This is a genomic window from Streptomyces sp. NPDC026301 (assembly GCF_055567935.1).
This window is the reverse complement of the sequence record NZ_JBVHPN010000001.1, coordinates 463,540-488,550: the sequence shown is the minus strand read 5'-3', so window position 1 is coordinate 488,550 and position 25,011 is coordinate 463,540. Positions and strand designations below refer to the sequence as shown.

General features: G+C 73.4%; 22 protein-coding genes. 11 read left to right on the top strand and 11 right to left on the bottom strand.

The genetic code is table 11. The annotated features are described in order from the left end of the window. Positions 1–130: 130 nt before the first annotated feature. Positions 131–1,282, top strand: a complete 1,152-nt coding sequence (locus tag ACZ4MH_RS02165) for a glycoside hydrolase family 6 protein (RefSeq protein WP_351597876.1) — start codon at positions 131–133, stop codon at positions 1,280–1,282. Here ACZ4MH_RS02165 and glxA read toward each other — a convergent pair. Then, on the bottom strand, positions 1,230–3,158 hold the full coding sequence (gene glxA / locus ACZ4MH_RS02160) for a radical copper oxidase GlxA (protein ID WP_351597879.1): 1,929 nt from the start codon (positions 3,156–3,158) through the stop codon (positions 1,230–1,232). The genes ACZ4MH_RS02165 and glxA overlap by 53 nt on opposite strands. 44 nt (positions 3,159–3,202) lie before the next feature. After that, positions 3,203–5,566 carry a glycosyltransferase family 2 protein gene (locus tag ACZ4MH_RS02155; RefSeq protein WP_351597882.1) on the bottom strand — a complete coding sequence of 788 codons (2,364 nt, stop codon included), beginning with the start codon at positions 5,564–5,566 and terminating at the stop codon, positions 3,203–3,205. Positions 5,567–5,868: 302 nt separating this feature from the next. On the opposite strand from ACZ4MH_RS02155, the gene ACZ4MH_RS02150 reads away from it, so the two are divergent. After that, the gene (locus ACZ4MH_RS02150) at positions 5,869–6,195 is read left to right on the top strand and encodes a chaplin (RefSeq protein WP_351597885.1); all 327 of its coding nucleotides are present in this window, start codon (positions 5,869–5,871) and stop codon (positions 6,193–6,195) included. Between the two features lie 69 nt (positions 6,196–6,264). Here the strand turns inward: ACZ4MH_RS02150 and ACZ4MH_RS02145 are convergent, their stop codons facing one another. Both ACZ4MH_RS02145 and ACZ4MH_RS02140 read right to left on the bottom strand, forming a co-directional pair. Then, on the bottom strand, positions 6,265–7,095 hold the full coding sequence (locus ACZ4MH_RS02145; RefSeq protein ID WP_351597888.1) for an ABC transporter permease: 831 nt from the start codon (positions 7,093–7,095) through the stop codon (positions 6,265–6,267). Next, entirely contained in the window at positions 7,092–8,111 is a 1,020-nt protein-coding gene (locus ACZ4MH_RS02140; RefSeq protein ID WP_351597891.1) for an ATP-binding cassette domain-containing protein, read from the bottom strand. Before ACZ4MH_RS02140 ends, ACZ4MH_RS02145 begins: the two co-directional genes overlap by 4 nt. A 97-nt stretch (positions 8,112–8,208) precedes the next feature. On the opposite strand from ACZ4MH_RS02140, the gene ACZ4MH_RS02135 reads away from it, so the two are divergent. The 4 genes from ACZ4MH_RS02135 to ACZ4MH_RS02120 are packed head-to-tail and all read left to right on the top strand — an operon-like array spanning position 8,209 to position 10,900. Further along, the gene (locus tag ACZ4MH_RS02135) at positions 8,209–8,322 is read left to right on the top strand and encodes a lasso RiPP family leader peptide-containing protein (protein WP_351597894.1); all 114 of its coding nucleotides are present in this window, start codon (positions 8,209–8,211) and stop codon (positions 8,320–8,322) included. 60 nt (positions 8,323–8,382) lie between these two features. Next, positions 8,383–10,119, top strand: coding sequence for an asparagine synthase-related protein (locus ACZ4MH_RS02130; RefSeq protein ID WP_467753795.1), 1,737 nt, complete (start codon positions 8,383–8,385; stop codon positions 10,117–10,119). Next, complete coding sequence (locus tag ACZ4MH_RS02125) at positions 10,110–10,385, top strand: PqqD family peptide modification chaperone (protein WP_351600170.1); 276 nt, start codon at positions 10,110–10,112, stop codon at positions 10,383–10,385. Before ACZ4MH_RS02130 ends, ACZ4MH_RS02125 begins: the two co-directional genes overlap by 10 nt. Next, the gene (locus ACZ4MH_RS02120) at positions 10,382–10,900 is read left to right on the top strand and encodes a lasso peptide biosynthesis protein (RefSeq protein ID WP_351600172.1); all 519 of its coding nucleotides are present in this window, start codon (positions 10,382–10,384) and stop codon (positions 10,898–10,900) included. The genes ACZ4MH_RS02125 and ACZ4MH_RS02120 overlap by 4 nt, the downstream gene beginning before the upstream one ends. A gap of 9 nt (positions 10,901–10,909) precedes the next feature. On the opposite strand, the gene ACZ4MH_RS02115 is transcribed toward ACZ4MH_RS02120, so the two are convergent. The 5 genes from ACZ4MH_RS02115 to ACZ4MH_RS02095 are packed head-to-tail and all read right to left on the bottom strand — an operon-like array spanning position 10,910 to position 16,992. After that, positions 10,910–11,950: a 2-hydroxyacid dehydrogenase gene (locus ACZ4MH_RS02115; RefSeq protein ID WP_351600174.1), complete on the bottom strand. Its 1,041-nt coding sequence runs from the start codon at positions 11,948–11,950 to the stop codon at positions 10,910–10,912. A 44-nt stretch (positions 11,951–11,994) separates the two neighbouring features. Continuing rightward, positions 11,995–12,621 carry a histidine phosphatase family protein gene (locus ACZ4MH_RS02110; RefSeq protein WP_351600176.1) on the bottom strand — a complete coding sequence of 209 codons (627 nt, stop codon included), beginning with the start codon at positions 12,619–12,621 and terminating at the stop codon, positions 11,995–11,997. After that, complete coding sequence (locus ACZ4MH_RS02105) at positions 12,618–14,126, bottom strand: FGGY-family carbohydrate kinase (protein WP_351600178.1); 1,509 nt, start codon at positions 14,124–14,126, stop codon at positions 12,618–12,620. Before ACZ4MH_RS02105 ends, ACZ4MH_RS02110 begins: the two co-directional genes overlap by 4 nt. After that, positions 14,126–15,628 (bottom strand): FGGY-family carbohydrate kinase, encoded by a 1,503-nt coding sequence (locus ACZ4MH_RS02100; protein ID WP_351600180.1) that lies wholly within the window; start codon positions 15,626–15,628, stop codon positions 14,126–14,128. Before ACZ4MH_RS02100 ends, ACZ4MH_RS02105 begins: the two co-directional genes overlap by 1 nt. A gap of 2 nt (positions 15,629–15,630) precedes the next feature. After that, positions 15,631–16,992 carry an MFS transporter gene (locus ACZ4MH_RS02095; protein WP_351600182.1) on the bottom strand — a complete coding sequence of 454 codons (1,362 nt, stop codon included), beginning with the start codon at positions 16,990–16,992 and terminating at the stop codon, positions 15,631–15,633. A gap of 285 nt (positions 16,993–17,277) precedes the next feature. On the opposite strand from ACZ4MH_RS02095, the gene ACZ4MH_RS02090 reads away from it, so the two are divergent. Both ACZ4MH_RS02090 and ACZ4MH_RS02085 read left to right on the top strand, forming a co-directional pair. Further along, a complete protein-coding gene (locus tag ACZ4MH_RS02090; RefSeq protein WP_467753790.1) occupies positions 17,278–18,096 on the top strand; it encodes a DeoR/GlpR family DNA-binding transcription regulator in 819 nt (272 codons plus the stop codon). A gap of 162 nt (positions 18,097–18,258) precedes the next feature. Beyond that, the gene (locus ACZ4MH_RS02085) at positions 18,259–18,912 is read left to right on the top strand and encodes an HD domain-containing protein (protein WP_351600184.1); all 654 of its coding nucleotides are present in this window, start codon (positions 18,259–18,261) and stop codon (positions 18,910–18,912) included. Positions 18,913–18,940: 28 nt separating this feature from the next. Here the strand turns inward: ACZ4MH_RS02085 and ACZ4MH_RS02080 are convergent, their stop codons facing one another. After that, on the bottom strand, positions 18,941–19,813 hold the full coding sequence (locus tag ACZ4MH_RS02080) for a GvpL/GvpF family gas vesicle protein (RefSeq protein ID WP_351600186.1): 873 nt from the start codon (positions 19,811–19,813) through the stop codon (positions 18,941–18,943). Positions 19,814–20,156: 343 nt separating this feature from the next. Here ACZ4MH_RS02080 and ACZ4MH_RS02075 point away from each other — a divergent pair, with 343 nt between their 5' ends. From ACZ4MH_RS02075 to ACZ4MH_RS02065, 3 genes are all read left to right on the top strand, one after another. Beyond that, on the top strand, positions 20,157–20,744 hold the full coding sequence (locus ACZ4MH_RS02075) for an Rv1733c family protein (RefSeq protein WP_351600188.1): 588 nt from the start codon (positions 20,157–20,159) through the stop codon (positions 20,742–20,744). Between the two features lie 103 nt (positions 20,745–20,847). Next, entirely contained in the window at positions 20,848–21,675 is an 828-nt protein-coding gene (locus tag ACZ4MH_RS02070; protein WP_351600194.1) for an FAD binding domain-containing protein, read from the top strand. Further along, complete coding sequence (locus ACZ4MH_RS02065) at positions 21,672–24,488, top strand: molybdopterin-dependent oxidoreductase (protein WP_467753787.1); 2,817 nt, start codon at positions 21,672–21,674, stop codon at positions 24,486–24,488. The genes ACZ4MH_RS02070 and ACZ4MH_RS02065 overlap by 4 nt, the downstream gene beginning before the upstream one ends. Here ACZ4MH_RS02065 and ACZ4MH_RS02060 read toward each other — a convergent pair. Further along, positions 24,421–24,741: a GNAT family N-acetyltransferase gene (locus ACZ4MH_RS02060; RefSeq protein WP_467753904.1), complete on the bottom strand. Its 321-nt coding sequence runs from the start codon at positions 24,739–24,741 to the stop codon at positions 24,421–24,423. The genes ACZ4MH_RS02065 and ACZ4MH_RS02060 overlap by 68 nt on opposite strands. Positions 24,742–25,011 lie beyond the last annotated feature (270 nt).

Here is a 25,011-nt window from a genome sequence, read left to right as displayed (position 1 = left end):
GCCATTCTGAACTGGTATGACATGACATGACCGTTCTGTCGGGGTGGCGCGCCGTACGGACGCACCGCGAAGGAAAGGGAACCGATGACTGGGCAGACAGCTGATGAGCCGGCGAAATAACCGGGCGGGCGTGGCCCTGGGAGTACTACCGCTGCTCGGGTTGGTGACCGCCGCGTGCTGGGCCGCGGCCCCCGAGGGCAAGCCGACCGGGTTCTGGGTCGACCCGGACACCCCGGGCGCCCGGAAGGCGCGCGTACTGGCCGAACGGGGACGGGAGCCGGAGGCGACCCTGCTGCGCCGGATCGCCGACCAGCCCGTGGCCGTCTGGCTCACGGAGCAGAACCCCGCACCCCGCGTGGCGCGCATCGCCGGGCAGGCGGCCGGCGACGGCCGCGTCCCGATCTTCGTCGCCTACAACATCCCGCAGCGGGACTGCGGCCATTACTCGGCGGGCGGCGCCGGCAGCGACAGCGCCTACCGCGACTGGGTCGCCCGGCTGGCCAAGGGACTGGGCAACCGCAAGGCGGTCGTCGTACTGGAACCGGACGCGGTGCCGCACACCGTCGCCGGCTGCCGCGACCGCGCACGCAACGACCGCCTGGCGCTGCTGAACGAGGCGGTCAAAACCCTCAAGGCGCGCCCCGGCGCTTCGGTCTACGTGGACGCGGGCAACGCCTCCTGGATCAAGGACACCGACGCGCTCGCCCGCTATCTGACGGCGGCGGGCGTGAAGCGGGCCGACGGCTTCGCGCTCAACGTCGCCAACTTCCAGACCACGGCGGTGAGCGAGGAGTACGGCGACAAGCTCTCCAAGGCGCTCGGCGGCGTGCACTACGTCATCGACACCAGCCGCAACGGCAACGGCCCGCCCCCGGAGACCCAGGATCACGCGATCGGCGCGGAAGCCTGGTGCAACCCGCCCGACCGCGCGCTCGGCCTCCCCCCGACCACCCGCACCGGCCACCCGCTCGTGGACGCCTACCTGTGGATCAAGCGGCCCGGCGAGTCGGACGGCACCTGCCGGGGCGGCCCCCCGGCAGGCCAGTGGTGGACCGACTACGCGCTGCGGCTCGCCCGCGCCGTGGGGGAGGACCTGCGGCCACCGGAGCCGCCGCAGAAGCCGGTGCCCCCGCAGAAGCCGGAGCAGGAGCAGGCCGCCGCCGCACAGGAAGCGGCCCCGGCCCGGGAAACGGCCGGTGCCGCCTCCCCGGCACCGGCCGCCTCGCCGCTCACTTCACATGCACCCACTTCGCCTGCGACGGAGTCCCCCGCGAGTCCGTGAGGAAGAGCATGTACCAGCCCCGCGGCACCAGCGAATGGCTCTTGGGCACGCGCACCGACAGCGTGCCGCCGCGGCGCTCGAAGTCCAGCGCCACCGACCGCTGCTCCACATCGGTGACATGGGTGACGGCGCTGGGCCGCATCAGCCGGGCGGTCCGCACCTTCCCGGCGCCGGCCACGGTGAAGCGGGTGGTCCCGCCCCGCTTCACCTCGGTCGGGCCGTGCGCCGCCGCCGGCCGCGCACGGTCGTAGCGGTACGGCGGCGTGTAGACCTCGATGCGCTTCTCGAACTCCCCGACCCTGGTGTTCGCGCGGTCCGAGAACAGCGGGTCCGAGCCGAAGACCGCGATCCGCCCGTCCGGCAGCAGCAGCGCCTCGGAGTGGTAGTTGCGGCCCACGGTCGGGTCCGCCGCCTTGGCGAACGCGTGCGCACGCGGGTCGAAGATCTGCGCCTTGTGGTTGTCGCTGGCGCCCTTGCCGCGGTAGTCGCCGGACCCGCCGCTGGTGAACACCTTGTCGTCCGGCGTGAGCACCGCGTTCAGATAGCGGGTGCCCTCGGTCAGGCCCGGCCCCGGCCGGTACTCCGGGTGCTTCTTGGTGAGGTCGACCAGCGCGGTGCGCCCCGTGGACTTCGGTGACTCGCCGACACCGCCCCCGCCGAGGAGCATCACCTGCTGCTTCTGGGCGGGTGGCAGCAGCACGGAGGCGGAGGTCTCGGTCAGCTGAGGCTCCGTCAGCCCGGGCACCGGCTTGAAGGTGTTCTTCTCGACGTTCCAGATGCCGGGCGTGCGGCCCTTGTCGGCCGGGCCGTAGCCCGCGTTGGAGCCGGAGTAGAAGAGCTTGCCGTCGCCGGTGAGGAAGAGCGCCGGATAGGTCGGGAAGTAGCGGTGCGGCCCCTTGGACCACTTGCGCGTCTTCGGGTCGTAGATCTCGTTCTTGCCCGGGATGATCTCGCCCATGTCGTCGAGCCCGGACACCGACAGCACCTTGCCGCTCTTCAGGGTCACCAGCGTCGGGTACCAGCGCGCCTCGTTCATCGGGTCGACGCGGAGGTACCGCTCGGCGACCGGATCGAACTCGTAGGCGTCCTTGAGGCCCTGGAAGTCCTTCTTGTCCAGGCCGAGCTTGGTCGCCAGACCGTAGTGGTTACGGGCGTCCGCGCCCTTGAGCCCCTTGATGCTGTACTGCGCGGCCGTGTTCGTCACCCCGGCCCTGCCGCGCCGCACGGCCTCGACGTACACCCGCGCCTCCCGCGCGCTGACCCGCATCCTCCCGCTCCCGTCGCGGGCGGCCTTCTTCTTGGCGCGCGGCACCACCACCGGGAACTGCGAGCGGTACTCCAGGCCGTCCGGGCTGCGGAAGACGGTGCCCTTGCGCAGCGTCTTCGGCTTGTCGGGATCCTCGTTCTTCACGACCATCAGGCCGCCGGCCCGGGTGACGTCGCCCTTGAGCTTCTCGTACCGGCGGGTGCCGCCCGCCACCAGCAGCTTGCCGTCCGGCAGCTGGGCGTGCCCGGCACAGAACATGTCCTTCGGTGTGTCGATCTCCTTGAACGTGTTCTTGGCCGGGTCCCACAGCACGCTCTGGAACGTGCCGGCGGCGAAGTTCTTCGCGTTGTTGCCGGACCCGGCGATCATCAGCACTTTCCCGGTGTGCAGCAGCGCGGCGTGGATGGAGTTGATCCGGAAACGCTGCGGCACGTCCACCAGGTCCCAGTGCCCGTACCGCGCCTTGTAGGACGGCTGGTTGATCTTGTAGTCGTGGTACTTGTGCTCGGCGTAGCCGATGACGGCCGGCGCGTTCATCGCGCCGACCGCGCTCAGCGCGACGGCCCCGATCGCCACTTTGCGCGTGCGGGGACTGGGTCGGTATCTCACGGTGCGAGCCTCCTGACGGTGAGACGAGGGCCGGGCCGAGGCGGTCAGGCCGGTGGGTGCGGCGGGTCGGCTTCGGCGGCGCGCGGCGGCCCGCCCTCGGTGTCGGGGCTCCGCAGGTACTCCTCCACCGCCCACCGGCTCGAAGCCACCTCGACCAGGTCCTTCAGCCGGGCGGCCGAGGGCCCGCAGCAGACGTAGTACGCGATGCCGTGCGGCTCGCCGCCGGTCCGCCGGGCCAGCACCCAGCGCCCGAACCCGTCCTGCCGGGGCGGGCGGATCGTGACGCGCGCCCAGGAGCAGTCCCGGTCGTGGTGCTTGTCGGCCCGGCCCGGCACGCTCTTCCACGCCTGCACGGGGAGGGTGGTGACCAGGGTGTCCACGCGTGCGTCGGCGCCGTCGGCGGTGTGCACCGTGTCGTTGGGCCGAAGGGCCAGCACGTAGGGGACGCGGGATTCCTCCAGCCAGTCCCGGAGCGGCGCGTCCTGCCCGTACAGCGCGTCGGCGGTGACCCAGGAGAACGGGGCCTCCGTGTCGAGGGCGTGCTGCACCAGCTCCCGGAAACGTTCCTGGTCGCTCGTGGCGGCGGGCGCGAGCGGCTCGGCGCGGGCCGGTGTCGGGTGTTTCGCGCGCCGTCGTTCGTGGGCCACCGACCAGCGCCAGACGACCAGCGGGGCGAGGGAGATGACCAGCGCGATCGAGGCCCAGGTCCGCATGGCCGCGTGGGTGTGGTTCAGGAACACCGAGGCGATCAGCGTCGCGCCGAACACACCGGCCCACAGCAGATGGGTGGCGAAGGAGCGCAGCCGGTCCGGGTTGGCCGTGCCGCCCTTCGACGTGACGATGAAGCCGGCCTTCCGCCGCAGGACCGCGCCCGTCAGGGAGCGGGCGTACAGCGGCGCGGCCATCGCGGACATCGCCATGCCCACCATGCCCGAGGACCCCTGCGGCTCATGGGGACTGACGTTGTGCCGCCGGTTCCACATGTAGAGGCCGATCTGCAGGGCCGCGGCATCGCTGTACAGCATCATCCACATCCGCGACTCGACCTGGACGCCGGAGGCGCCGAGACAGAGGAACAGCGCGCAGGAGAGGCCGCCGATCATCCAGTTGACCGCGGCGATCGGGTAGTAGGTCACCATCAGCGCGTAATTGAGCACCTGGCCGGCCGTGAGGCGGAAGGCCGCCCGCCCGAACTGGCGGAAGAGCGATTCGTAGGTGCCGCGGCTCCAGCGCAGCTGCTGGTTGAAGAAGTCGCTCCAGGTGGCCGGTCCCTCGCCCACGGCCAGTACGTCGGGGGTGTAGACCGAACGCCAGGGCCGGCCGGTGGCGGGGTTGCGCCGGCGGTGGATCTCCAGCCCGGTGGCCATGTCCTCGGTGATGGAGTCGTAGAAACCGCCGGCCTGCCGCAGGGCGCTGATCCGGACGCAGTTGTTGGTGCCGACGAACATGGGCGAGCCATAGGCGTTCCCGGCGCGCTGGATCAGCGCGTGGAAGAGGAACTGCTGGCTCTCCGACGCCCTGGCGACCGTGCTGTCGTCATTCCCGTAGACCTGGGGCCCGACGACGAAGGCCACATCGGGGTCCCGGAAGAAGCCCATCATGCGCTCCAGGTACGCGGGCAGCGGCACATGGTCGGTGTCGACCCCCGCCAGGAATTCGTAGGCGTCGCCGTGCGCGTCCAGCCAGGAGTTGTAGTTGCCGTGCTTGGTCCTGGCGCGGAACGAACCGGTCGGCCGGTTCCACTTCTCCACGCCTTTGCGGGAGAAATGCCGCACGCCCAGTTCCTCGCACATCCGCCGCATCTCCGGGGTGTTCCCCTCGTCCAGCAGCCACACGTCGAGCGGGCCGTTGTGCCGGAGCGCCATGGCGCCCTCCAGCGTGGCCCGGACCATTTCCACGGGCTCCTTGCCCGGGACGAAGGTGGTCAGAAATGCCACCCGGGTGCCGGGCGCGGGAGTGACCGGCACCGGGTCCCGGGCCACGAGCGTGGCGTGCGCGATGGAGACGACGTTGAGGACGCGGAAGGTCTCCAGCAGGCCGATGGAGACGAGCATGACGGCGTCGGCGGCCGTCTCCCAGCCCGCCGCGTATTCACGGTGCACCCAGTGCAGCGGCTGCAGGAGCCAGATGAGCAGCGCCAGCGAGGCGAGGGGCGCCCCGACCAGCAGCAGGGCCGTCCACACGCGGTGCGGGCCGCCGCTCAGCAGGCTTCGGTACTGCACCCGGTAATTCGCGGGATCGGGGTGCGGTGGAGTGAGCGGACCGGCCAGCCGGCTGAATTTCTCGTAGTCGTAACGAGGGACGGACGGCGCGTCGCCGACGGGGGAGCAAATCTCGGTTTTTGTGTCCTCCCCTTGTACTGAACGGCTGGTGACCGCTACCGACGGGTGGCCATCGTGCTGATCCATGGCAGTTTTCCGCGAGAATGCCACGTTACCCCTCGTTACGTATGTAGTTTATAGGTCGAACGGGCCACTAAAACGCTAAGCTAACAAAACTTCTGTATGCCGGAGAGTTCGCCATCCCCGCGGGCCGCCCGAATGGCGGCAGGGTGGCCGGCCGTCCTGGCGCGAGATTCTGAATTTCTCTGCGTCCGAACAGGTGAAAAAATTGTTTCTCCGCAACTTTGAGCCCGTTCGGCCCGATCAAGAGGGGGAAGGGAGACGGCAGTACGGCCGCCTCCCACTCGCTTCAGGAAAGGCCAGTTGTCATGTCACGAATGGCGAAGCTCACCGCTCTCACGGCACTCGCGGCCACTGCCGTCCTCGGTGGGGCGACGACCGCTTCCGCCCACAACGGCGGAAGCAGCGGTGGCGCCGGTGCCGCCGCCGCGGCGTCGAATTCCCCCGGTGTGCTGTCGGGCAATGTGGTCCAGGTGCCGATCAGCATCCCGATCAACGCCTGCGGCAACACCGTCAACATCATTGGCCTGCTGAACCCGGCCTTCGGGAACACCTGCGTCAACGGCCACACTGGCCAGCAGGACGACCACCACCACAACGACCACCACGACAACCACCACCACAAGGGGCACTGAGACCGGCACGCCCGCGCCCGCTCCCGTCCGGTGTTCCCAGCCCGGCACCGGACGGGGCGGGCCGGCCGCTCACTCCAGCCGGCCGAAGCGGCGGGCGGCCCACGCCAGCCCGCCCGCGCCCAGCAGGGCCAGGGCCAGGAGTTCGAGGACGGCCGGGGGCTGCCAGTCCCCCCAGCGGACGCCGGTGGAGGCGAGGCCGCCGGGGACGTACTGGGCAATGCTGCGGCGCAGCACGTCGACGGCGTAGGCCAGCGGATTGACGGCGGTCAACTGGGTGAGCCAGCCGGGCAGGGCGGTCAGCGGGAAGAAGGCCCCCGAGAGGAACAGCAGCGGCATCAGGGCCAGCCCGAGCAGGGTGTGGAAGGACTCGACGCTGCGGATGCCGATCGCCAGCGCCGCCGTCAGGGCGGTGAGGACGAACGAGGTCAGCGCCATCGTGGCCAGCAGCGCGAGCAGCAACAGGGGGCGGTAGGGCAGCCCGACGGTCCCCGACGCGGCGAGCAGGACCGCACCCTGGGCGGTGGCCACGGCGGTGCCGCCCAGACAGCTCCCGTACAGCAGGCTGGAGCGGCGTACGGGCGCCATCAGCGTCTCGCGGAGATAGCCGCTCTCGCGATCGGTGATCAGCCGCATTCCGACCGTCACCGCGGGGGTCTGCACGGTCATCACCAGTACGCCGGGGAACAGGTAGGTGCGGTAGTCGCCGCCGACGGCCGTCGCGGGGACCAGCGCGGCCAGGCCGCCGCCGAGCAGCAGCAGGAACAGCAGCGGCTGCACCAGCGTCACGACCGTCTGCAGCGGCTGGCCGAGCATACGCAGCAGGTCGCGGAGGACCAGGGCGTGGACGGCGCGCAGTTCGCGCAGCAGGGCGCCCGGCGGATCCAGCGCACCGGCCGTCACGGCCGGCTCCCGTCGCCGCTCAGGGGGGCGTCGGGCGGAGCGATGCGCCGCCCGGTGTGGTGGAAGAAGACGTCGTCCAAGGTGGGTTCCGTGAGGGAGACGGCGTGTACGGGGACGCCGCGGGCGGCGAGCGCGGCGCACAGCCGGGGGATCTGCCGGGGGCCCGCCGCCACGGCGACGGTCAGCCCCTCGGGCGCGGTGACCGCCCGCAGGCCGAGGTCCTCGCGCAGGGCGGCCGCCGCCGCGCGGTCGTCGGCGGTGCGTACGCGCAGGCGGTCGTCGCCGATCGCGGCCTTCAGGGCCGCCGGGGTGCCCTCGGCGACGACGCGGCCGCGGTCGAGGATGGCGATCCGGTCGCAGTGTTCGGCCTCGTCCAAGTAGTGCGTGGTGACGAAGACGGTGGTGCGCCGGTCGGCGCGCAGCCGCGCCAGGTGGTCCCAGATCTGGGCCCGGGAGTGCGGGTCGAGGCCGACGGTCGGCTCGTCGAGGAAGAGCACGCCCGGCTCGTGGAGCAGTGCGCGGGCGATCTCCAGGCGGCGGCGCAGCCCGCCGGAGAGCGTGCGCACACGGTGCCGGCGGCGGTCGCTCAGCCCCGTCAGCTCCAGGAGCGAGGCGCTGCGTGCCCGGGAGCGCGCGCGGGGGAGGCCGTACAGGCGGGCGTGGAGGTAGAGGTTGCATTCGAGGCTGAGGTCGGGGTCGACCGCGCTGTGCTGGAACAGCAGGCCGACCCCGCGCCGTACCTGCTGCGGTTGGGTGCGGACGTCGGCCCCGGCCACCACGGCCTGCCCGGCGGTGGGGCGGGCCAGGGCGCACAGCATCGCGATGGTGGTGGTCTTGCCGGCGCCGTTCGGCCCGAGGAAGGCGAAGGTCTCCCCGGGGCGCACGTCGAGGTCCACCCCGCGTACCGCCTCGGCGCCGGGGTAGCGCTTGGTCAGACCATGGGCGCAGATCGCGTAGCGCTCGGCGTGGCCGGCGCGGTCCTCGGCACCGCCGGACGCTTCCTTTTGACGCGGCACGTTCCACACCTCAGCATGAGAACAAGGGAGAAAATCACCTTATCCGGGCACCCTGCCTGACGGGCGCCAACACGAGCGCAGAAAGAAGGTGACGACGATGCGCCTGCCGTACATTCCTCCGACAGTCGTCCGCATGGGACGGGTCGAAGAGCTGACCGGCCAGCTGCGCCACGGCGTTCCCGATCTGCTCGGCCACGGCAACATCCTCTGACCGTCCGCTGAACGGAGGCGGAGCCGAGCGCTCCGCCTCCGCCCATGAGGTGGTGAGAGGGTGGCCGGACACGACGTCGTCGCACAGGGTTTCACCGAGTTCCCCGGCTGTTCCGGGCTGATCGCCACGGGCGCGCACACGATCGAGCGGGGCTGCGTGCCCTTCGACGCCCGTTCCGCGGACCGCCCACGGGGCAGCCATGTCCACCAGTGGGTTCCTGCCGGAACGCGCCCTGCACGGTCCCGCGTACCGGAAGCCCTTCCCGGCACCTTCCTCCTCCTGGCGGGCCCGCTGGGCGGGCCGCTCGCCGCGGACCGCGCGGAGCGGCTGGCCCGCGAGGTGGCGCGCGGCCGCCACGCCGTACTGCGGGAGCTGCCGGCGGAAGTCTCCGGTGCCGTCGCGACGGCGCGGCGTGTCGTCCTCTTCCGCGGGGTGTGCAGCGCCGAGCAGTTGTACTTCCGCGCGGGGGGCGGGCGGACGCGGTGGTCGAGCGATCCGCGCGACCTGCTCGACGGCGCTCCGGAGTTCGACCGGGAGACGCTGTGGCGCGCGTGCCGGGGCGAGGACGTCTTCGTCTACCCGGGCATCGAGCGACTGCTCCCCGGCCGGCTCGCCGTCCTGGACGGCTGGTCGACGCGTACCGAGACCTTCGAGCGGATCACTCCGCTGCCACTGCCGCGCCGCACCTCGCTGCGTCAGTACGCCGACCTCGCCTACGAGTCGCTGCTCGCCGAGACCCGGCCCTACGCCACCGGCGGCCGCATCGGCGTCCTGCTCTCCGGCGGCGTCGACTCCGCCACCGTGCTCGCCGCGCTCACCGACCAGGGGGCCGATGTCGTCGCGTACCACATGCGCAGCACCGACCCGCTCGCCGACGAATCGCCCCGGGCCCGCGAGGTGTGCCGGCACCTGTCGGTCCCCCTGGTGACGGTGGACCCGCCGGGCGAGGACGAGTCCTACTTCCCCGCCGCGCGGGACTTCCCGCTGCCCTTCAACCACGTCTGGTTCCGCCGCCTGGACCTGACGGCCCGCCGGATCGCGGCGGACGGGGTGCGCACGGTGCTCTCCGGCCTGGACGGGGACCTCGTCTTCGGCCCGCTGCGGTACGGGCTGTACGACATCGCCGTCGCGGACGCGCCCTGGCGGGAACGCGGGGCCATGGTCAACGGGCTGCTCAGCTCCAGATGGGAGCTGAGCCGGATCCTCCGCAGCCTGCACCCCGGCCGCTCCCTCTACGAAGACCCCGAAGCGACCGCCGAGACCGAGCGCGCGAGCGACTTCCTCGTCACCTTTCCCGGTGCCTCCAGCGCGCCGTACGACCCGGACTCGGCGGCCCAGGAGCACACCCTCAACCTCACGATCTGGCGGCCGTACGGCCTGCACTGCGCCAAACCCTGGGGCGGCAGACGGCCGCGCCGGCTGGCTGCCCGGCTGCCCAACGCCTACCGGGTCATCCCGTATGCCGGGCGCACCATCGACAAACCCGTGCTGCGTCTTGCCGCGGCCCGCCGCATTCCCGCCTGCGTCTGGCGCCACTACGGGCGGGACTGGCTCGGCTCGCCGGACGAGAACTGGTGCCTGCGGCACCCGGACGCCCTCGCCGGCGTACTGGACGGCCCCGACGCACGCCTGCCCGCCATGGGCGTCGTCGACCCGGGGCGCCTCGCGGCCGTCCTCGCCGACCCGCGCGCGCTGCGCCGTAACGCCGAAAGCCTGCTGTGCACCGCCATGGTCGAGCTGTTCCTGCGCGACCTGGCACACCGGACCGAGCCGACAGGGGACCTCCGATGCCGCTGATCCGCCTTGCCGAACAGACCGTCTTCGACCCCGCCGACGGCACGGGCGTCCTCCTCGACACCGCCGAGGGCGTCTACTTCGAACTCAACCCGACCGCCACCCTCATGCTCCAGGCAGCCCTGCGCTTCGAAACGGCCGACGAAGCCGTCCGTCATCTCACGGAGGGCATCGAAGCCGAGGAGAGCGAGCTCCACGAGGGCATCAGGGCGCTCGCCGCCCAACTGGCGGAGAGCCGCCTCATCGAACCCACCGGCACGGCGCCGTGACCAACTGGGTGTCCCGGGACTGGGCTTTCCTGCTGTGGGGCGCCGACGCCGCCGGGCCCGTGCCCCGCACCTCCCCGCGGACCCGGCTGACCGCCGCCGTCCGCACCGCACGGGCGCTGCGCGTCCTGCGGCGGCACGGCTGGGGAGCCGCACAGTCCTGCCTGCGGGACGCGCGGGCGGCCCCGCGCGCCCACCGCGGCCTCCCGGACGACACGGCGGTCCGTCTCGCCCGCCGTGAACTGCCGCGCTGCCAGCTCGTCGTACGGCTGGCCGAACCCGACGCGCTGTGCCTGGCCCGCTCGTTCGCCCTGGCCGTCTACCTGTCGGCGCTCGGACTCCCGGCCGAGACCGTCATCGCCCGGCAGCGGTCGTCGATCGGCGCGCGCTTCGGCTTCCACTCCTGGACCGAACTGCACGGCGAGGTGCTCAACGACATCCCGGGCGTGCGGACCGGCCATACCGTACTCCAGCGGGTACGGTGCGCCGCCCTGTCGCCGGGCGGCCCGGCACCGTGACCGGACCTCTCAACGCTGCCGCAGGACCTCCAGGTTGGCGCAGTGGGCGAGCGGCTCGCCGCGCAGAAAGCGGCCCACCTCGCCCGCCACGATCCGGGCCGCCTTGTGGGCGACGCCCTGGCTGCCGCCCGCGATGTGTGGCGTGAGGACGACGCCGGGGGCCGTCAGCAGGGGCGAGCCGGCCGGGACCGGCTCCTCGGGGAAGACGTCGAAGCCGGCGGCGGAGAGCCGTCCGGTGGCGAGCGCGTCGCACGCCGCGTCGTAGTCGAGGAGGGCGCCGCGGGCGCAGTTGACCAGTACCGCCCCCTCGGGCAGCAGGTCCAGCTGCTTGCGGCCGATCATGCCGGTGGTCTCCTCGGTGACCCGCGCGTGCAGGGAGACGATCCGGGAGCGGGTGAGCAGCTCCTCCAGGGACACCTGCTCGGCGATCCCCGCGAGCCGCTCGGGATCGGCGTACGGGTCGTGGACCAGCACCGTCGCGCCCAGCGCGAGCAGTACCTTGGCGACCCGGCTGCCGACGGCGCCGAAGCCGACCAGGCCGACGGTGGCGCCGTCGATCTCGATGCCGCAGTTGTCGTAGTCGAAGTAGTCCCCGCGCCACACGCCGCGCCGCAGGTCGGTGTGGACGTCGCCGAGGCCGCGCGCCGCGGCGAGGATCAGCGCGAGGGTGTGCTCGGCGGTGGCGACGGCGTTGCGGCCGGGCGCGTAGCAGACGGCGACGCCGTGCCGGGTGGCCGCGTCCAGGTTGGCGTTGACCGGGCCGCCGCGGCTGGCGCAGAAGAGCTCCAGGTCCGGGCAGTGGGCGAGGATGCGCTCGGTGAGCGGGGCCAGTTGGGTGACGCAGACGCGGGCGCCCTGCAGCGCCTCGATCATCTCGTCCTCGGTGCCGGACGCCTCCCGCACCTCGGCGACCGGGCCGAACGGGGTGTGCGGCCAGGGCAGCAGCAGTTCGCGGACCTCGGCGGCGCCGCCGGTCGCGGCGTCGACCTGTTCGGTGAGCAGGCGGGGCAGGACGAAGTGGTCGCCTGCGGCCAGGACGGTGGTGGGCATGTCGTTCATTTCTCCGTGGATGCGGGTGCGGGTGCGGGTGCGGGTCAGTGGGCGGGGGAGGGGGACACGACGCAGGGCGCGTTCAGCCGGAGCAGGGACGCCTGTCCGTCCTTGAGGCGCAGTTCGGTGAGGGTGCCGTTGTCCAGCGCGGGGAAGACCGTGCGGTACGTACCGAGGGGGATGCCGAGCGCGCGGCAGAGCAGCAGCCGGACGAGGGTGGAGTGGGCGACGACCAGCACGCGGCCGTCCGGCAGCTCCCGGGCGAGGTCGGCGAGGCAGTCGGCGGCCCGCGCTGCGGCCTGCTCGGGGTCCTCGCCGCCGGGCAGATGATGCACGACGGGGTCGCGGAGGAACGCGTCGAGCCGTTCGGGGAACACCTCGCGCATCTCGGTGCGGGTGAGCCCGTCGCCGCGGCCGAAGTCGACCTCCAGGAGGCGTTCGTCGACGCGCGGGGCGAGGCCGAGGGCGCGCGCGGCCGGCTCAGCGGTGAGCCGGGCCCGGGAGAGCGGGGAGCAGACCACCGCGTCGATGGCGGCCCCGGCGGCCCACGCCGCGAGCTCCGCGGCCTGCGCGTGGCCCCGTTCGGTGAGGGCGACGTCGGTGCGTCCGGCGTAGCGGTTCTCCGCGTGCCAGACGGTCTCGCCGTGGCGTACGAGAAGGAAGTCGGTCACTGCTGGGCCTTTCCGACGGCGTGCTCGGCCACGTCGGGGGCGAGCAGGCCGCGTTGGTTCAGTGCCTCCACGAAGGCGAGGTAGGCGGGGGTGAAGCGGGCGGTGCGCTCGGGGTCGGGGTGGTGTGCGGTACGGACGCGGACCATCGCGGCGGCGGCCTCGGTGAGGGGGGTGCCGTCGGCGGTGGCCGCGAGCACGGCCATGCCGAGGGCGCCCTCGGCATGTTCGGGCAGGGTGACGGTCCGGCCGAGGACATCGGCGCGCAGCTGGTTCCAGTACGCGTTGCGGGTGCCGCCGCCGGTGAGGGTGAGCGGGCCGTCGACGGGGGCGCCGAGGTGGCCGAGGTAGTCGAAGCAGAGCCGTTCGAGGCAGGCGACGCCGAGCAGGTGGGCGTGGAAGCGCTCGGCCTCGTCCGCCGGGTCGCCCAGCACGAACGGGCGGGCGTCCGGCGCGCGGAAGGGGAAGCGCTCGCCACCGGAGCCGACGAGGGGGTACGCGACGGGGTCGTGCCCCCGACTCGGCGTCCGCCGAACGGAGTTGACGGCTCGTTCGGTGAGGGCCGCCAGGTCGGCGCCGGGGAACTCGCGGGTCAGCACGCCCGCGCCGCTGCTGGACGCGGCGCCCGGCAGCCAGGTGTCGCCGGGGCCGCGGTGGCAGTAGACGAGGCCGCCGGGGTCGCGGACCAGGCGCGTGCTGACGCCCTTGAGGACGAGCGTCGTACCGAGCACGGAGTTCCACGCGCCGGGCGCGAGCGCACCGGCCCCGATCTGCGCGGCGCAGCCGTCCGTCATGCCCGCGACGATCTCCACGCCCTCGGGGATGCCGGTGGCCCGCGCCGCGTCGGCGCACACCGTACCGAGCACGGTGCCGGGCCGTACCACCTCCGGCAGCAGGGAGTCCGGCACGCCGAGCGCGGCGAGCTCCTTCTCCGGCCAGTCCTCCGCGAGGAGGTGGTAGCCCGTCTTGAGGGCGTGGCTGGCGTCGCTCGCGACCTGACGGCCCGCCAGCCGCCAGGTGACCAGGTCGACCTGGTGCAGCAGCCGGGTGCCGGGTGCGGTGGCGGCCGCCGAGTGCTCCAGCAGCCACACCAGCTTCGGCAGCGCCCACGAGGGCTGCATGGCGCGGTAGCCCAGCTCCTCCCAGACGCCGGCGCCGACGTCGTTGACGCGTACGGCCTGCTCAGCGGCCCGCCCGTCGTCGTACATCAGGCCCGGCGTGAGCGGGGTGCCCTGCGCGTCCGCGAGCAGAATCGTGCCGGACGTGCCGTCGAGGGCGAGCGCTGTCACCCGCCGCGGATCGATCTGCGCGAGGGTTTCGCGGCAGGCCGCGGCGAGCGCGCGCCACCACTCCTCGGGGTCCTGCTCGTGGCGCTCGCCGGTACGGTTGCTGTGCAGCGGCCGGGAGGCGGCGGCGAGCACCCGGCCGCGGGCGTCCACGGCGACGGCGCGGGCGCTCTGGGTGCCCAGGTCGAGGCCGAGGCGTACGGGGTCGGGGTGGCGGGACATCAGGACTCCTCCTTCGGGCCGGTCGGCTGCCAGCCGGCCTCGCGGGCCAGGGCGCGCCAGGAGAGAAAGGCGGCGTACCGGTCGGTGTAGAGCGCGGCGCGCTCGGGGTCGGGCTCCCAGGCGGGGCCCATATGGACGTACTTGTCGGCGGCGCGGTGCATGCTCGACTCGGCGCCGGTGAGGACGAGACCGGTGAGGAAGGCGCCCTTCGCGCCGAGTTCGGTGTCGGTGGAGCGGGTGGTGGGCACGCCCGTGACGTCGGCGATCAGCCCGCACCACGCGTCGCTCCGCGCGCCGCCGCCGCACAGCCGCAGCTCGCTGACCTCCGTACGGGAGGCGGTGAGCGCGTCGCGCAGGGTGAGCGAGAGCCCGTCGAGGACCGCGCGGGCGATGTCGGCCCGGGTGTGCTCCAGGCTCAGGCCCCAGAAGGTGCCGCGGGCGCGCGGGTCGAGGAAGGGGGCCCGCTCGCCCGCGGGGGAGAGGTACGGGAGGAAGGCGAGGCCGTGCGCGCCGGGCACGGAGCGGAACGCCTCGGTGCACAGCTCCGCCGCGCCGGAGAGGCCGAGGACGCCGGCGGTCCAGTTGAGTACCTCGGTACCGGAGAGGGTGGGGAAGGCGCGCAGCACGCGCTCCCGGCCCCGGTAGGCGATGTGGATGCCGCTCGGCTCGCCGGTGGTGTCCACGGCCGTGCGGACGACCTCGGCGCACAGCGTCGTGCCGAGGATCGCGCACGCCTGGCCGGGGTTGACCACGCCGATGCCGCGCGCGGTGGCGGCGATGTCGTACGGCGCCATCACGACGGGCAGCCCCGCGGGGACGCCGAGCTCGGCGGCGGCAGCGCCGGTGATCTCCGCGATGCGCCGGTCGTCGCCGACGACGTCGGGCAGCAGCCGCTCGGCCCCGCGCAGCCCGAAGAGGTCGATGACCTGCTGGTCGTACGCGCCGGTGGCGTGGTCGAGGAAGGGCGCGGACGCGTCCGACTCGTCGATCACCCGCTCGCCGGTGAGCCGCAGGAAGAGCCAGCCGGCGGCGGTGAGGGCGGCGTCGGAGCGGGCCAGGCGCTGTGGGTCGTGCTGCGCGAACCAGGTGAGGATCGCGTTCGGCAGGCCCGCGAAGGTCAGCGAGCCGTTGCGCCGGAACGCCTCCTCCAGGCCGCCGGTGCGGCCCCACTCGGTGACCGTGTCGGCGGCCCGCCCGTCGGACCACAGGACGGCAGGGCCGGTGGGCCGGCCGCGCTCGTCCACCAGCCAGCAGCCGTCGCCCTGTGCGGTGAAGGTGACCAGCCACACCGGGTCGGCGCCCCGCTCGCGCACCTCGGCCAGCGCCGCCCGCACGGTGTGGACGACCGCGTCCCACACGGCGTCCATGTCCTGCTCGGCCCAGCCCGGCCGGGGACGGTCGACGACGGTGGCGCGCCGGGAGACGGCGACCTCGTGGCCCTCGTCGTCGTAGACGACGGACTTGATCAACGAGGTCCCGACGTCGATGGAGAGTACAGACATGCTCACAGTCCTTCGGGGGCGCCGGGGGCGGGCGGCGCGGTCGTGGTGGCCGGGACGGGGCCGGGCTCGGGGGTGCCGGCCGCGCGGCGGTCCCGGTCCTCGGCGGGCGTGCGCAGGAACAGGGCCAGTACGCCGCTCAGCGCGTACAGCCCGGCGAAGATCCAGATGACGCCCTGCACGCCGAGCGGGCCGAGGAAGAGCGCGACGAGCGCGGGGCCGACGAACGTGCTGGCCCCGGCGCCGAGGTTCAGCGCCGCCATCGCCTGGCCCTTGTGCGCGGGGGCGAGCGAGGGCATCAGCGCGGAGAGTGGCACGTACCCGGCCAGCGTGGCGCCGAACAGGCCCGCCACCAGCAGGCACAGCGCGTACTGCCCGCCGAGCAGCGTCGGCACGTAGTACAGCAGCAGCGAGGTGACCGTGCAGCCGGCGCCGCCGCACCAGGCGACCGTGCGCCGCCAGCCGATCCGGTCCCCGAGCACCCCGAAGACCAGGTTGAAGACGATGTTGACCGCGAACATCACGGACAGCAGGCGCAGCCACTGCGACAGGCTCAGCCCGATCGTCTGGGTGAAGAACGCCGGCAGGCACACCAGGAAGCCGAACTCCGGCACCGTATTGATCATGCGGACGATCGCACCCATACCGATCCGCGGATTGCGCCCGAGCAGCGCCAGACTGCCGAAGAGCGTGGCCACCGGCCGCTCACCCGCGGGGGCCAGCCGCCGGAAACCGGTCCGCTCGCGGACGAGCAGCAGCGCGATCAGCCCGCCGAGGACGACCAGACCGAGCGAGAACCACAGCGTGCGGTAGGCGCCGATCTGCGGAATGAGGAAGCTCGCGAGAAGCGAGCCCAGCGTCGGCAGCCCGCCGGTGAAGGCGAACCAGAACCACCCGACGGCCGTGCCGAGCCGCTTCTCCGGCGCCGTCGCCGCGATCCACACCAGGAAGCCGAACGCGAAGAGCGGGTAGCCGATGCCGCGCAGGCCGTAGCTGAGGAGCAGCAGCGGATAGTTCATCGAGGGCACCGCGATCGCCAGCATGAGCACCTGGAAGCCGACCCAGGCACCGAACCCGGCCATCATCACCCGGCGCGGCCCCCACAGGTCCGACAGCGCGCCGGAGAGCCACGCGGCGATGGACGCGGTGATGCCGTAGACGGTGAAGAGCATCGCCACGCGCTGCGCGGACAGGCCCTCCTGCACCAGGTACGGCGAGAGGTACCCGGACTCGACACCGTCGCCGATCATGAAGACGAGGACACCGAGGAATCCCCAGGCGAGCGGGCGGGGAATGCCGAGCCGGTCGGTCCGGGCCGGCCGTTCTGCGCGTGGCGGCCCGATCAGCGCGGGAGGAGTACTGGCCACGAGGCACCTCTTCCAGTGGTACGGGCGGCCGCGCCCCTGACCGGCGCGTCCTGGCCCCTTCTGGAACCGATGCAACGCGGGCCGCGCGGAGCGGGTCAACGCCCGCCGGACGACCTCTCGCGGGCCGGCCGGGTCGCCGAGTGAAAACCGCCGGCGGCGCACCCCCGCACCGCGGGCTTAACATGGCGGCAACGCGGCGTGAGCTCGGCATTTCCGCGCTGACCTGGGGCGCGGAAGCAGTACCGCCGTGTGAGATCCGCGTGAAGTTAACGAGAGGTTCCCGCAGTGACCGAGGACGACGGCGGCGCGCCCGGCGGCAGCGCGAGACGCGAGGACGTCCAGCACGCACGGCGGCAGCGCATCCGCGAACAGGTCGCCGCCGAGGGATTCGTCCGCACCGCCGCGCTCGCCGAGGAGTACGCGGTCAGCATCATGACCATCCACCGCGACCTGGACGTCCTCCAGGCGCAGGGCTGGCTGCGGAAGGTCAGGGGCGGCGCCTCCTCGCTGCCCTCGCTGCTCTTCCACGGCGACATCAGCGAGCGCATGGCCGCCATGAACGCGACCAAACGCCGGCTCGCCCGCGCCGCGCTGCGGCTGCTCACCCCCGGCCAGACCGTCATGATCGACGAGTCCACCACCTGCCTCGCGCTGGCCCAGCACCTCACCGAACGCGGGCCGCTCACCGTCATCAGCAACTTCCTGCCGGTCATCAAGCTGCTGGCGGGCGAGCCCGGCATCACCCTCCTCGCGCTGGGCGGCGCCTACTACCCGGCGTACGACGCGTTCCTCGGCCCGCACACCGCCGACGCGGTCCGCTCCTTCCGCGCGGACGTGCTCTTCATGTCCACCACCGCCGTCACCGGCGACACCTGCTACCACCAGTCGCAGGAGACGGTGCAGGTCAAACGGGCGCTGATGGACCGGGCCGCGCGCAAGGTGCTGCTCGTGGACCACACCAAGTTCGCCCGCAGGGGCGTGTACGCGCTCGCCCCGCTCACCGACTTCGACACCGTCCTCGTCGACGACGCACTGCCCGTCGCCGAACTGCGCCGCCTCCGGGACCTGGGGGTGCCGGTGATCACGGTCGGCGGCGGCGCGTAACACCCGGGGCGGCGACGGGGGCGCGCTTTCCCGGGGCGCCAACGACCGCACCCGCGTGCCGGAATCGCCCGCGCGTACGGAGATCGTCGCGCAGAATGAGGGCCGGGAAGAGGTCTCAGGCGTCGCGGTACGGCCCGGCGCCGGTCTGAGAGGAGAGCGCGTATGCCGCCTTCGGAGCAGCTCGGCGACGGGATGCCGGTGCCCGTGCCGGACACCCGGCTGGCCGCCGAGGCCACCGAGCTGGTGCGGGAGCTGACGGACGACCTGATCTACCACCACTCCCGGCGGGTGTACTACTGGGGCAGCCTCCAGGGCCGCAACCGCAAGCTGGCCTTCGACCCCGAACTGCTCTACATCGGGGCGATGTTCCACGACCTCGGCCTGAACGAGGAGTTCCGGCGCAGCGGCCGGCGGTTCGAGGTGGACAGCGCGGAGGAGGCCAAGCGGTTCCTCACGGCGCGCGGCGTGCCGCAGGACAGCGTGCGGCGGGTGTGGACGGCCATCGCGCTGCACACCACGCCCGGCATCCCCGAGTTCATGGAGCCCGAGGTCGCGCTGGTGACGGCCGGCGTCGAGTACGACGTACTGGGCATCGGCTACGACGACATCGACGCGGAGACGCGGGCCGCCGTCACCCGGCAGCACCCGCGCCCCGACTTCAAGCGCCGCATCCTGGCCGCCTTCACCGAGGGCATCGCGCCCAAGCCGGAGACCACCTTCGGCAACGTCAAGGCGGACGTCCTGGAGCACTTCGTGCCGGGCTTCCGGCGCGGGGACTTCGTCACGACGATCCAGGAGTCCGCCTGGCCGGAGTGAGGCCCCGCCGCCGGCCGGACCGGGGTACTCAGCCGGGGAAGCCCGGGAAACCCGGGAAGCCGGGCAGCCGCCCCGGCTCGGCGAAGGAGTACGGGGCCCAGGGCCCGGTCAGTTCGATGCGCAGCGCGGGGGAGCGGGCGGCCAGTCCGCCGACCGTCTCGGCGAAGGCACCGGCCGCCTCCCGCGGCACGAGATAGGCGCTGTCGAGGAGGTTCCGGCCGTGCGGATACGGGGCCCGGGCGATGGGGGAGGTCCAATAGGCGGAGGTCGCGCGGGAAGCGGCGGCGCCGGCGGGGCAGGCGTCCCGCGGGGGGTGCACGCAGGAGCACTCGGCGACGTCCGCCAGCGTGTGGTGGGCCGCGCGGGCCAGCCCGTCCGTGGGCTCGCCGGCGCCGTCCGCCACGGATTCGGTACCGGTGGGCGCGGCACCGGCCTCCTCGCCCTCGGCGTACGCCTTCACGCCCCACTCCAGCCGCCCGTCCAGCCGCGCGAGCAGCCGTCGGTACAGGTCGGCGCGGGCGGCGAGGATGCGGCGCACCTCCTGGGCGTCGCGGTGGACCGTACCGAGGCGCGTCGGGAGCACGCAGACAGCGGCGGCGGCCTCGTCGACGACTCTCCGGTGGGCGTCGGCGGTGGCCTGCAGGGACGCGTCGTCGGCGGCCGGCTCCCCGGGCGGCCCGGAGACGCCGGGCGGGTCGGAGACGCCGGGCGGACCGGAGACGCTGGGCGGACCGGACGTGCTGTCCGCGGCGGAGGCCAGTGCGGCAAGCGACCCTTCCGGTACCACGACCACGGCGGCGCCGCCGACGCCGGTGAGCCCAGGTCGTGGCCGGAAACCTCTGCGGACGATGCCATAGACATACAGCGGTCCCTGTGGGGAGTCGTGTAAGGGGCCTGCCATCGGACGCGTGGACACCGCCACTGCCCTCTCCTTCTCCGGCCTGTGTTCGTACGCTCTTGCGTTCGATTTCCCGGCTGTACGGGTACCGGAGTCACGGCCCGGCAAACCCGGCCACCGGCGCGAAGGCGCGGCCCGGCCGAGGACGGACTAGCCTGCAAGAAGAGCCGCGCAATAGCCGAAACGCGAGCAACAACAGCTGAAACGTGAGTAACAACGCACTCACACGGACAACCACCCGCGTCCCGCCCGGCACCTTCCGCCCGAAAGCGGGTAGCCGGACAACAGGGACCCGGGGGATGGGGGAGAGCAGCGCGAGCGGAGCGAGCCGAGGGAGGCGGCAGGCATGCAGCACATCGGCGGACGGTGGCGGTGGCGGCGGGGCCCGCTGCGCCGCCGCTGGGACGTGGTGGACGCCTGGCTCGGCCTGCTGACGGCCCTCGCACTCCTCCTGGGCGTACCGGCCGTCGGACTCTCCATCGGCCTCGCCACCTACGGCTCGCAGCGCGCGGAACGCGCCGAACAGCTCGCGGAACGCCGGGCCTTGACCGGCCGCCTGCTGGAGACCGTACCCTCCGACCCGTCCGCCACCGGCTTCGCCGCCGGAACCGGCCAGGTGCCCGCCCAGGCCCGCTGGACCGCGCCCGACGGCCGCAAACACACCACGACGGTGCACGTCGACCCCGGCACCCGCAAAGGCGCCGCGGTCACCGTCTGGACCGACCTCGACGGGAGGCCCGCCGGCGCGCCCATGACCACCGCCCAGGCGGCCGACGACGGCGTCGCCGCCGGCCTCGGCACCGGCATGGCCCTCGGCCTGTTCGTCCTGGCCGTCCGCTGGAGCGGCCGCCGCTACCTCGACCACGTACGCCTCGCGGGCTGGGAACGCGAATGGGCCCAGATCGGGCCGCGGTGGGGGCGGAACCACATCTGAGCGCGACACGGGCGCCCCGGCCGGGATCACCCGCATATGGGGCGCGCCGCACGCCCCTCGCTATCCTGGAAACGGCGTGCTGACGCTCCAGTCCGGCGGTGACATGGACCTGAACACGGTGACCGAGGTGCGGGACGCCCGCGAGCGCGTCCCCTGGCGGCCGGGCGACGCCTGGCTGGCCGGCGGCACCTTCCTGTTCTCCGAACCCCAGCCGCACGTGCGGCGCCTGGTGGACCTCGGCCGGATGGGCTGGCAACCGATCACCAGACTGCCGGACGGCGCGCTGGAGACCGCGGCGACCTGCACCATCGCCGAACTCTCCCGGTACGCCCGAGCACTGGACGCGCCGGCGGCCCCGCTCGTCGAGCAGTGCTGCCGCGCCTTCCTCGCCTCGTTCAAGATCTGGCACGAGGCCACCGTCGGCGGCAACCTCTGCACCGCCCTGCCCGCCGGACCCATGATCGCCCTCACCGCCGCGCTCGACGGCAGCTGCCTGCTCCGCTCGCAGGCCGGGATCCTCCGCCGCGTCCCGGTCACCGAGTTCGTCACCGGCGTCGGGGAGCAGGACCTCGGAGAGGGCGAACTGCTGCGCTCGGTGACACTCCCCGCCCGCGCGCTCCACCGCCGTACCGCGTTCCGGCAAGCCTCCCTGTCCGGCCTGGGCCGCTCCGGAGCCCTGATCATCGCCACCCTCGACCCCGCCGACGCGACCTTCACACTGACGGTCACCGCGTCGACCGTACGGCCGGTACGACTGTGGTTCCCCGCGCTCCCGGACGCACCGGCACTGCGGGACGCAATCGCCGGCGCTGTGCCCGACGGCGACTGGTACGACGACCCGCACGGACTGCCCGCCTGGCGGCGACACATGACCTTCCGGCTGGCCGAAGAGGCCCGGCGGGAACTGGACGAAAGGACCGGCCACCCGTGACCTTCGCCATCCGCGTCAACGGCCGGCCGTACGACACCGCCCCGCGCCCCGGCCAGTGCCTCCGCACCTACCTGCGCGAACACGGCTGGTACGGCGTGAAGAAGGGCTGCGACGCGGGCGACTGCGGCGCCTGCACCGTCCACGTCGACGGCGAGCCGGTGCACAGCTGCCTCTACCCCGCCTTCCGCGCCGCCGGACGCACCGTCACCACCGTCGAGGGACTGGCCGCACCGGACGGCGAACTCCACCCCGTACAAAGGAATTTCCTCGACGCACAGGGCTTCCAGTGCGGCTTCTGCACCGCCGGCTTCCTGATGACCGCCGCGGCCCTGGACGACGAACAGCTCGCCGACCTGCCCCGCGCCCTGAAGGGCAACCTCTGCCGCTGCACCGGCTACCGCGCCGTCGAGGACGCGGTACGCGGCGTACAGCACACCGAGGAGCCCGGCCCCGGGCAGACGGTGGGCCGGAACCTCCCGGACCCGGCCGGCCCCGCGATCGTCACCGGCACCGCCCGCTACACCTTCGACCTCGACGTACCGGGACTGCTGCACATGAAACTGCTGCGCTCCCCGCACGCACACGCCCGCATCACCGCCCTCGACACCGCCGCCGCCCTGCGCGTCCCCGGCGTGCACGCCGTCCTCACCCACCACGACGCGCCCGCCCGCCACTACTCCAGCGCCCGCCACGAACACCCCGAGGAGGACCCGGCCGACACCCGCGTCCTGGACGACACCGTCCGCCACATCGGCCAGCGCGTCGCGGCCGTCGTCGCCGACACCGAGGCGGCCGCGGAGGAAGGCTGCCGCCGCATCGAAGTGACGTACGAGGTACTGCCCGCCGTCCTCGACCCGGAGGAGGCCATGCGGCCCGGCGCGCCCGTCGTGCACGACAAGGACGCGCGGACCGCACGCATCTCCCGGCCCGCGCACAACATCGCGGGCGAGGTGCACGGCGGGACGGGCGACGTCGCGGCGGGCTTCGCCACGGCCGACGTGGTGTACGAGGAGACCTTCCGCACCCAGCGCGTCCAGCACGCGAGCCTGGAAACGCACGGCGCGATCGCCTGGCTCGAGCCCACCGAGCCCACCGAGTCCACCGAGTCCACCGAGCCCACCGAGTCCGCCGAGTCCGCCGAGGGCACGGCCGACGGGCAGCGGCGGCTGGTCGTCCGCTCCAGTACCCAGACCCCCTTCCTCACCCGCCGCGCCCTGTGCACCCTCTTCGACCTGCCGCCCGACGCCGTCCGCGTCGTCGCGGGCCGGGTCGGCGGCGGCTTCGGCGGCAAGCAGGAGATGCTGGCCGAGGACATCGTCGCGCTCGCCGCGCTGCGGCTGCGCCGCCCGGTGAAGCTGGAGTTCACCCGGGCCGAACAGTTCCACGGCACGACGACCCGGCACCCGTTCACCGTCCGGATCCGGGCCGGCGCCCGCCGCGACGGCACGCTCACCGCCCTCCAGCTGCGCGTCGTCGCCGACACCGGCGCGTACGGCAACCACGGCCCGAGCGTGCTCCGCCGCGCCTGCGGCGAGTCGCTGGCCCTCTACCGCTGCCCGAACAAGCGGGCCGACGGCTTCGCCGTCTACACCCACACCGTCCCCGCGGGCGCGTACCGCGGCTACGGCCTCGGCCAGGTCGTCCTCGCCGTCGAATCGGCCCTGGACGAACTGGCCCGCAGGCTCGGCCTCGACCCGCTCGCGCTGCGCGAGAAGAACGTCGTCCGCCCCGGCGAACCCCTCGTCGGCCCGCTCGGCGAGGAAGCGGACCTGCACCTCGCCGGCTACGGCCTGGACCAGTGCCTGGACCTCGTGCGCCGGGCCCGGGCCGAACCCGCCCCACCGGCCCCGGACGGCTGGCAGTCCGGCGAGGGACTCGCCCTCTCGATGCTCGCCACCGGCCCGCCCGGCGGCCATCTCGCCACCGCACGGGCCGCACTGACCGCCGACGGCACGTACACGCTCTCCGTCGGCGCCGCGGAGTGCGGCAACGGCACCACCACCCTCCTGCGCCAGCTCGCCGCCGCCGAGCTCGCCACCACCGCCGAACGCGTCACCGTACGCCAGGCCGACACCGGCCTCGTGCCGCACGACACCGGCACCTTCGGCTCCACCGGCACGGTGGTCGGCGGCCGGGCCGTCCTGCGCGCCGCCCGCGCACTGGCCGCCGCGCTCCGCGACCGCGCAGCCCGGCACCTGGGCGTCGCGGCCACCGACTGCCGCCTCACGGACAGCGCGGTGGTGGCCGGTGACCGCCGGGTGACCCTCGCCGCGCTGCTCGCGGCGGCCCGCGCCGCCGGGCAGGAACCGGCCGCCGACGGGCGGGCCGGCGGCACCCCGCGCTCGGTGGCCTTCAACGTCCAGTGGTTCCGGGTCGCCGTCGACCCCGGCACCGGCGAGATCCGCGTCCTGCGCAGCGTGCACGCCGCCGACGCCGGCACGGTGGTGAACCCGATGCAGTGCCGCGGCCAGGTCGAAGGCGGCGTGGCGCAGGCGTTGGGCGCCACGCTCCTGGAACACGTACGCATCGACGGGCGCGGCGCCGTCACCACCGACACCTTCCGCCGCTACCGGGTGCCCGCCTTCGCCGACGTACCCCGTACGGAAGTGCACTTCGCGGCGGTGGCCGACACGATCGGGCCGCTCGGCGCCAAGTCGATGAGCGAGGGCCCGTTCAACCCGGTCGCACCGGCCCTGGCCAACGCGGTACGGGACGCGACCGGAGTGCGCTGCACGGAACTCCCGCTCACGCGCGACCGGGTGTGGCGCGTGCTCGACGGGACGTCATGTGCGGACAGCGGGCGCCGCGCCTGAGGAACGGCGCCGGGAAGGCGACGGCGGTCTCCTCGGCCATGGCCGCGAAGAACCGGCGCCCGTCGGCCGTCTGCCGCGAGGTCCACCAGCGGTAGTCCAAACCCGGCGCGAGCGCCCGGTGCAGCGCCTCACGAGCCAGCCCCCGACCCCGCCAGCGCTCGGCCACGGCGATGTTACGGATGTATCCACGCCGGCACGCGTGGCACAGCTGGTACTCCAACCGCCCCACGACCCGCCCCGCCGCATCACACATCACGACCGCCTGCCGCCCGCCCGGCACCACGGCCCCGACCGGCCGGAAGGCGATAGCGGCAGCGTCCGGCACGGGCCCGCCGCGCGGCGCCGGTGGCCCCCATAACCGCCCCCGCCGCGCGGACCCTCGCGGTGCCGCCATGCGTTCCTCCCACCCGGGGACGCGGCAACCGGGATCGGTCCCGGCCACGAACGCCGCCTTCTACAGCTTTGTAGAGGCAGGGTACGCGCGTCCACGGGACGGTGGGGGAGCCGAGGTTGGTTCGGTGGG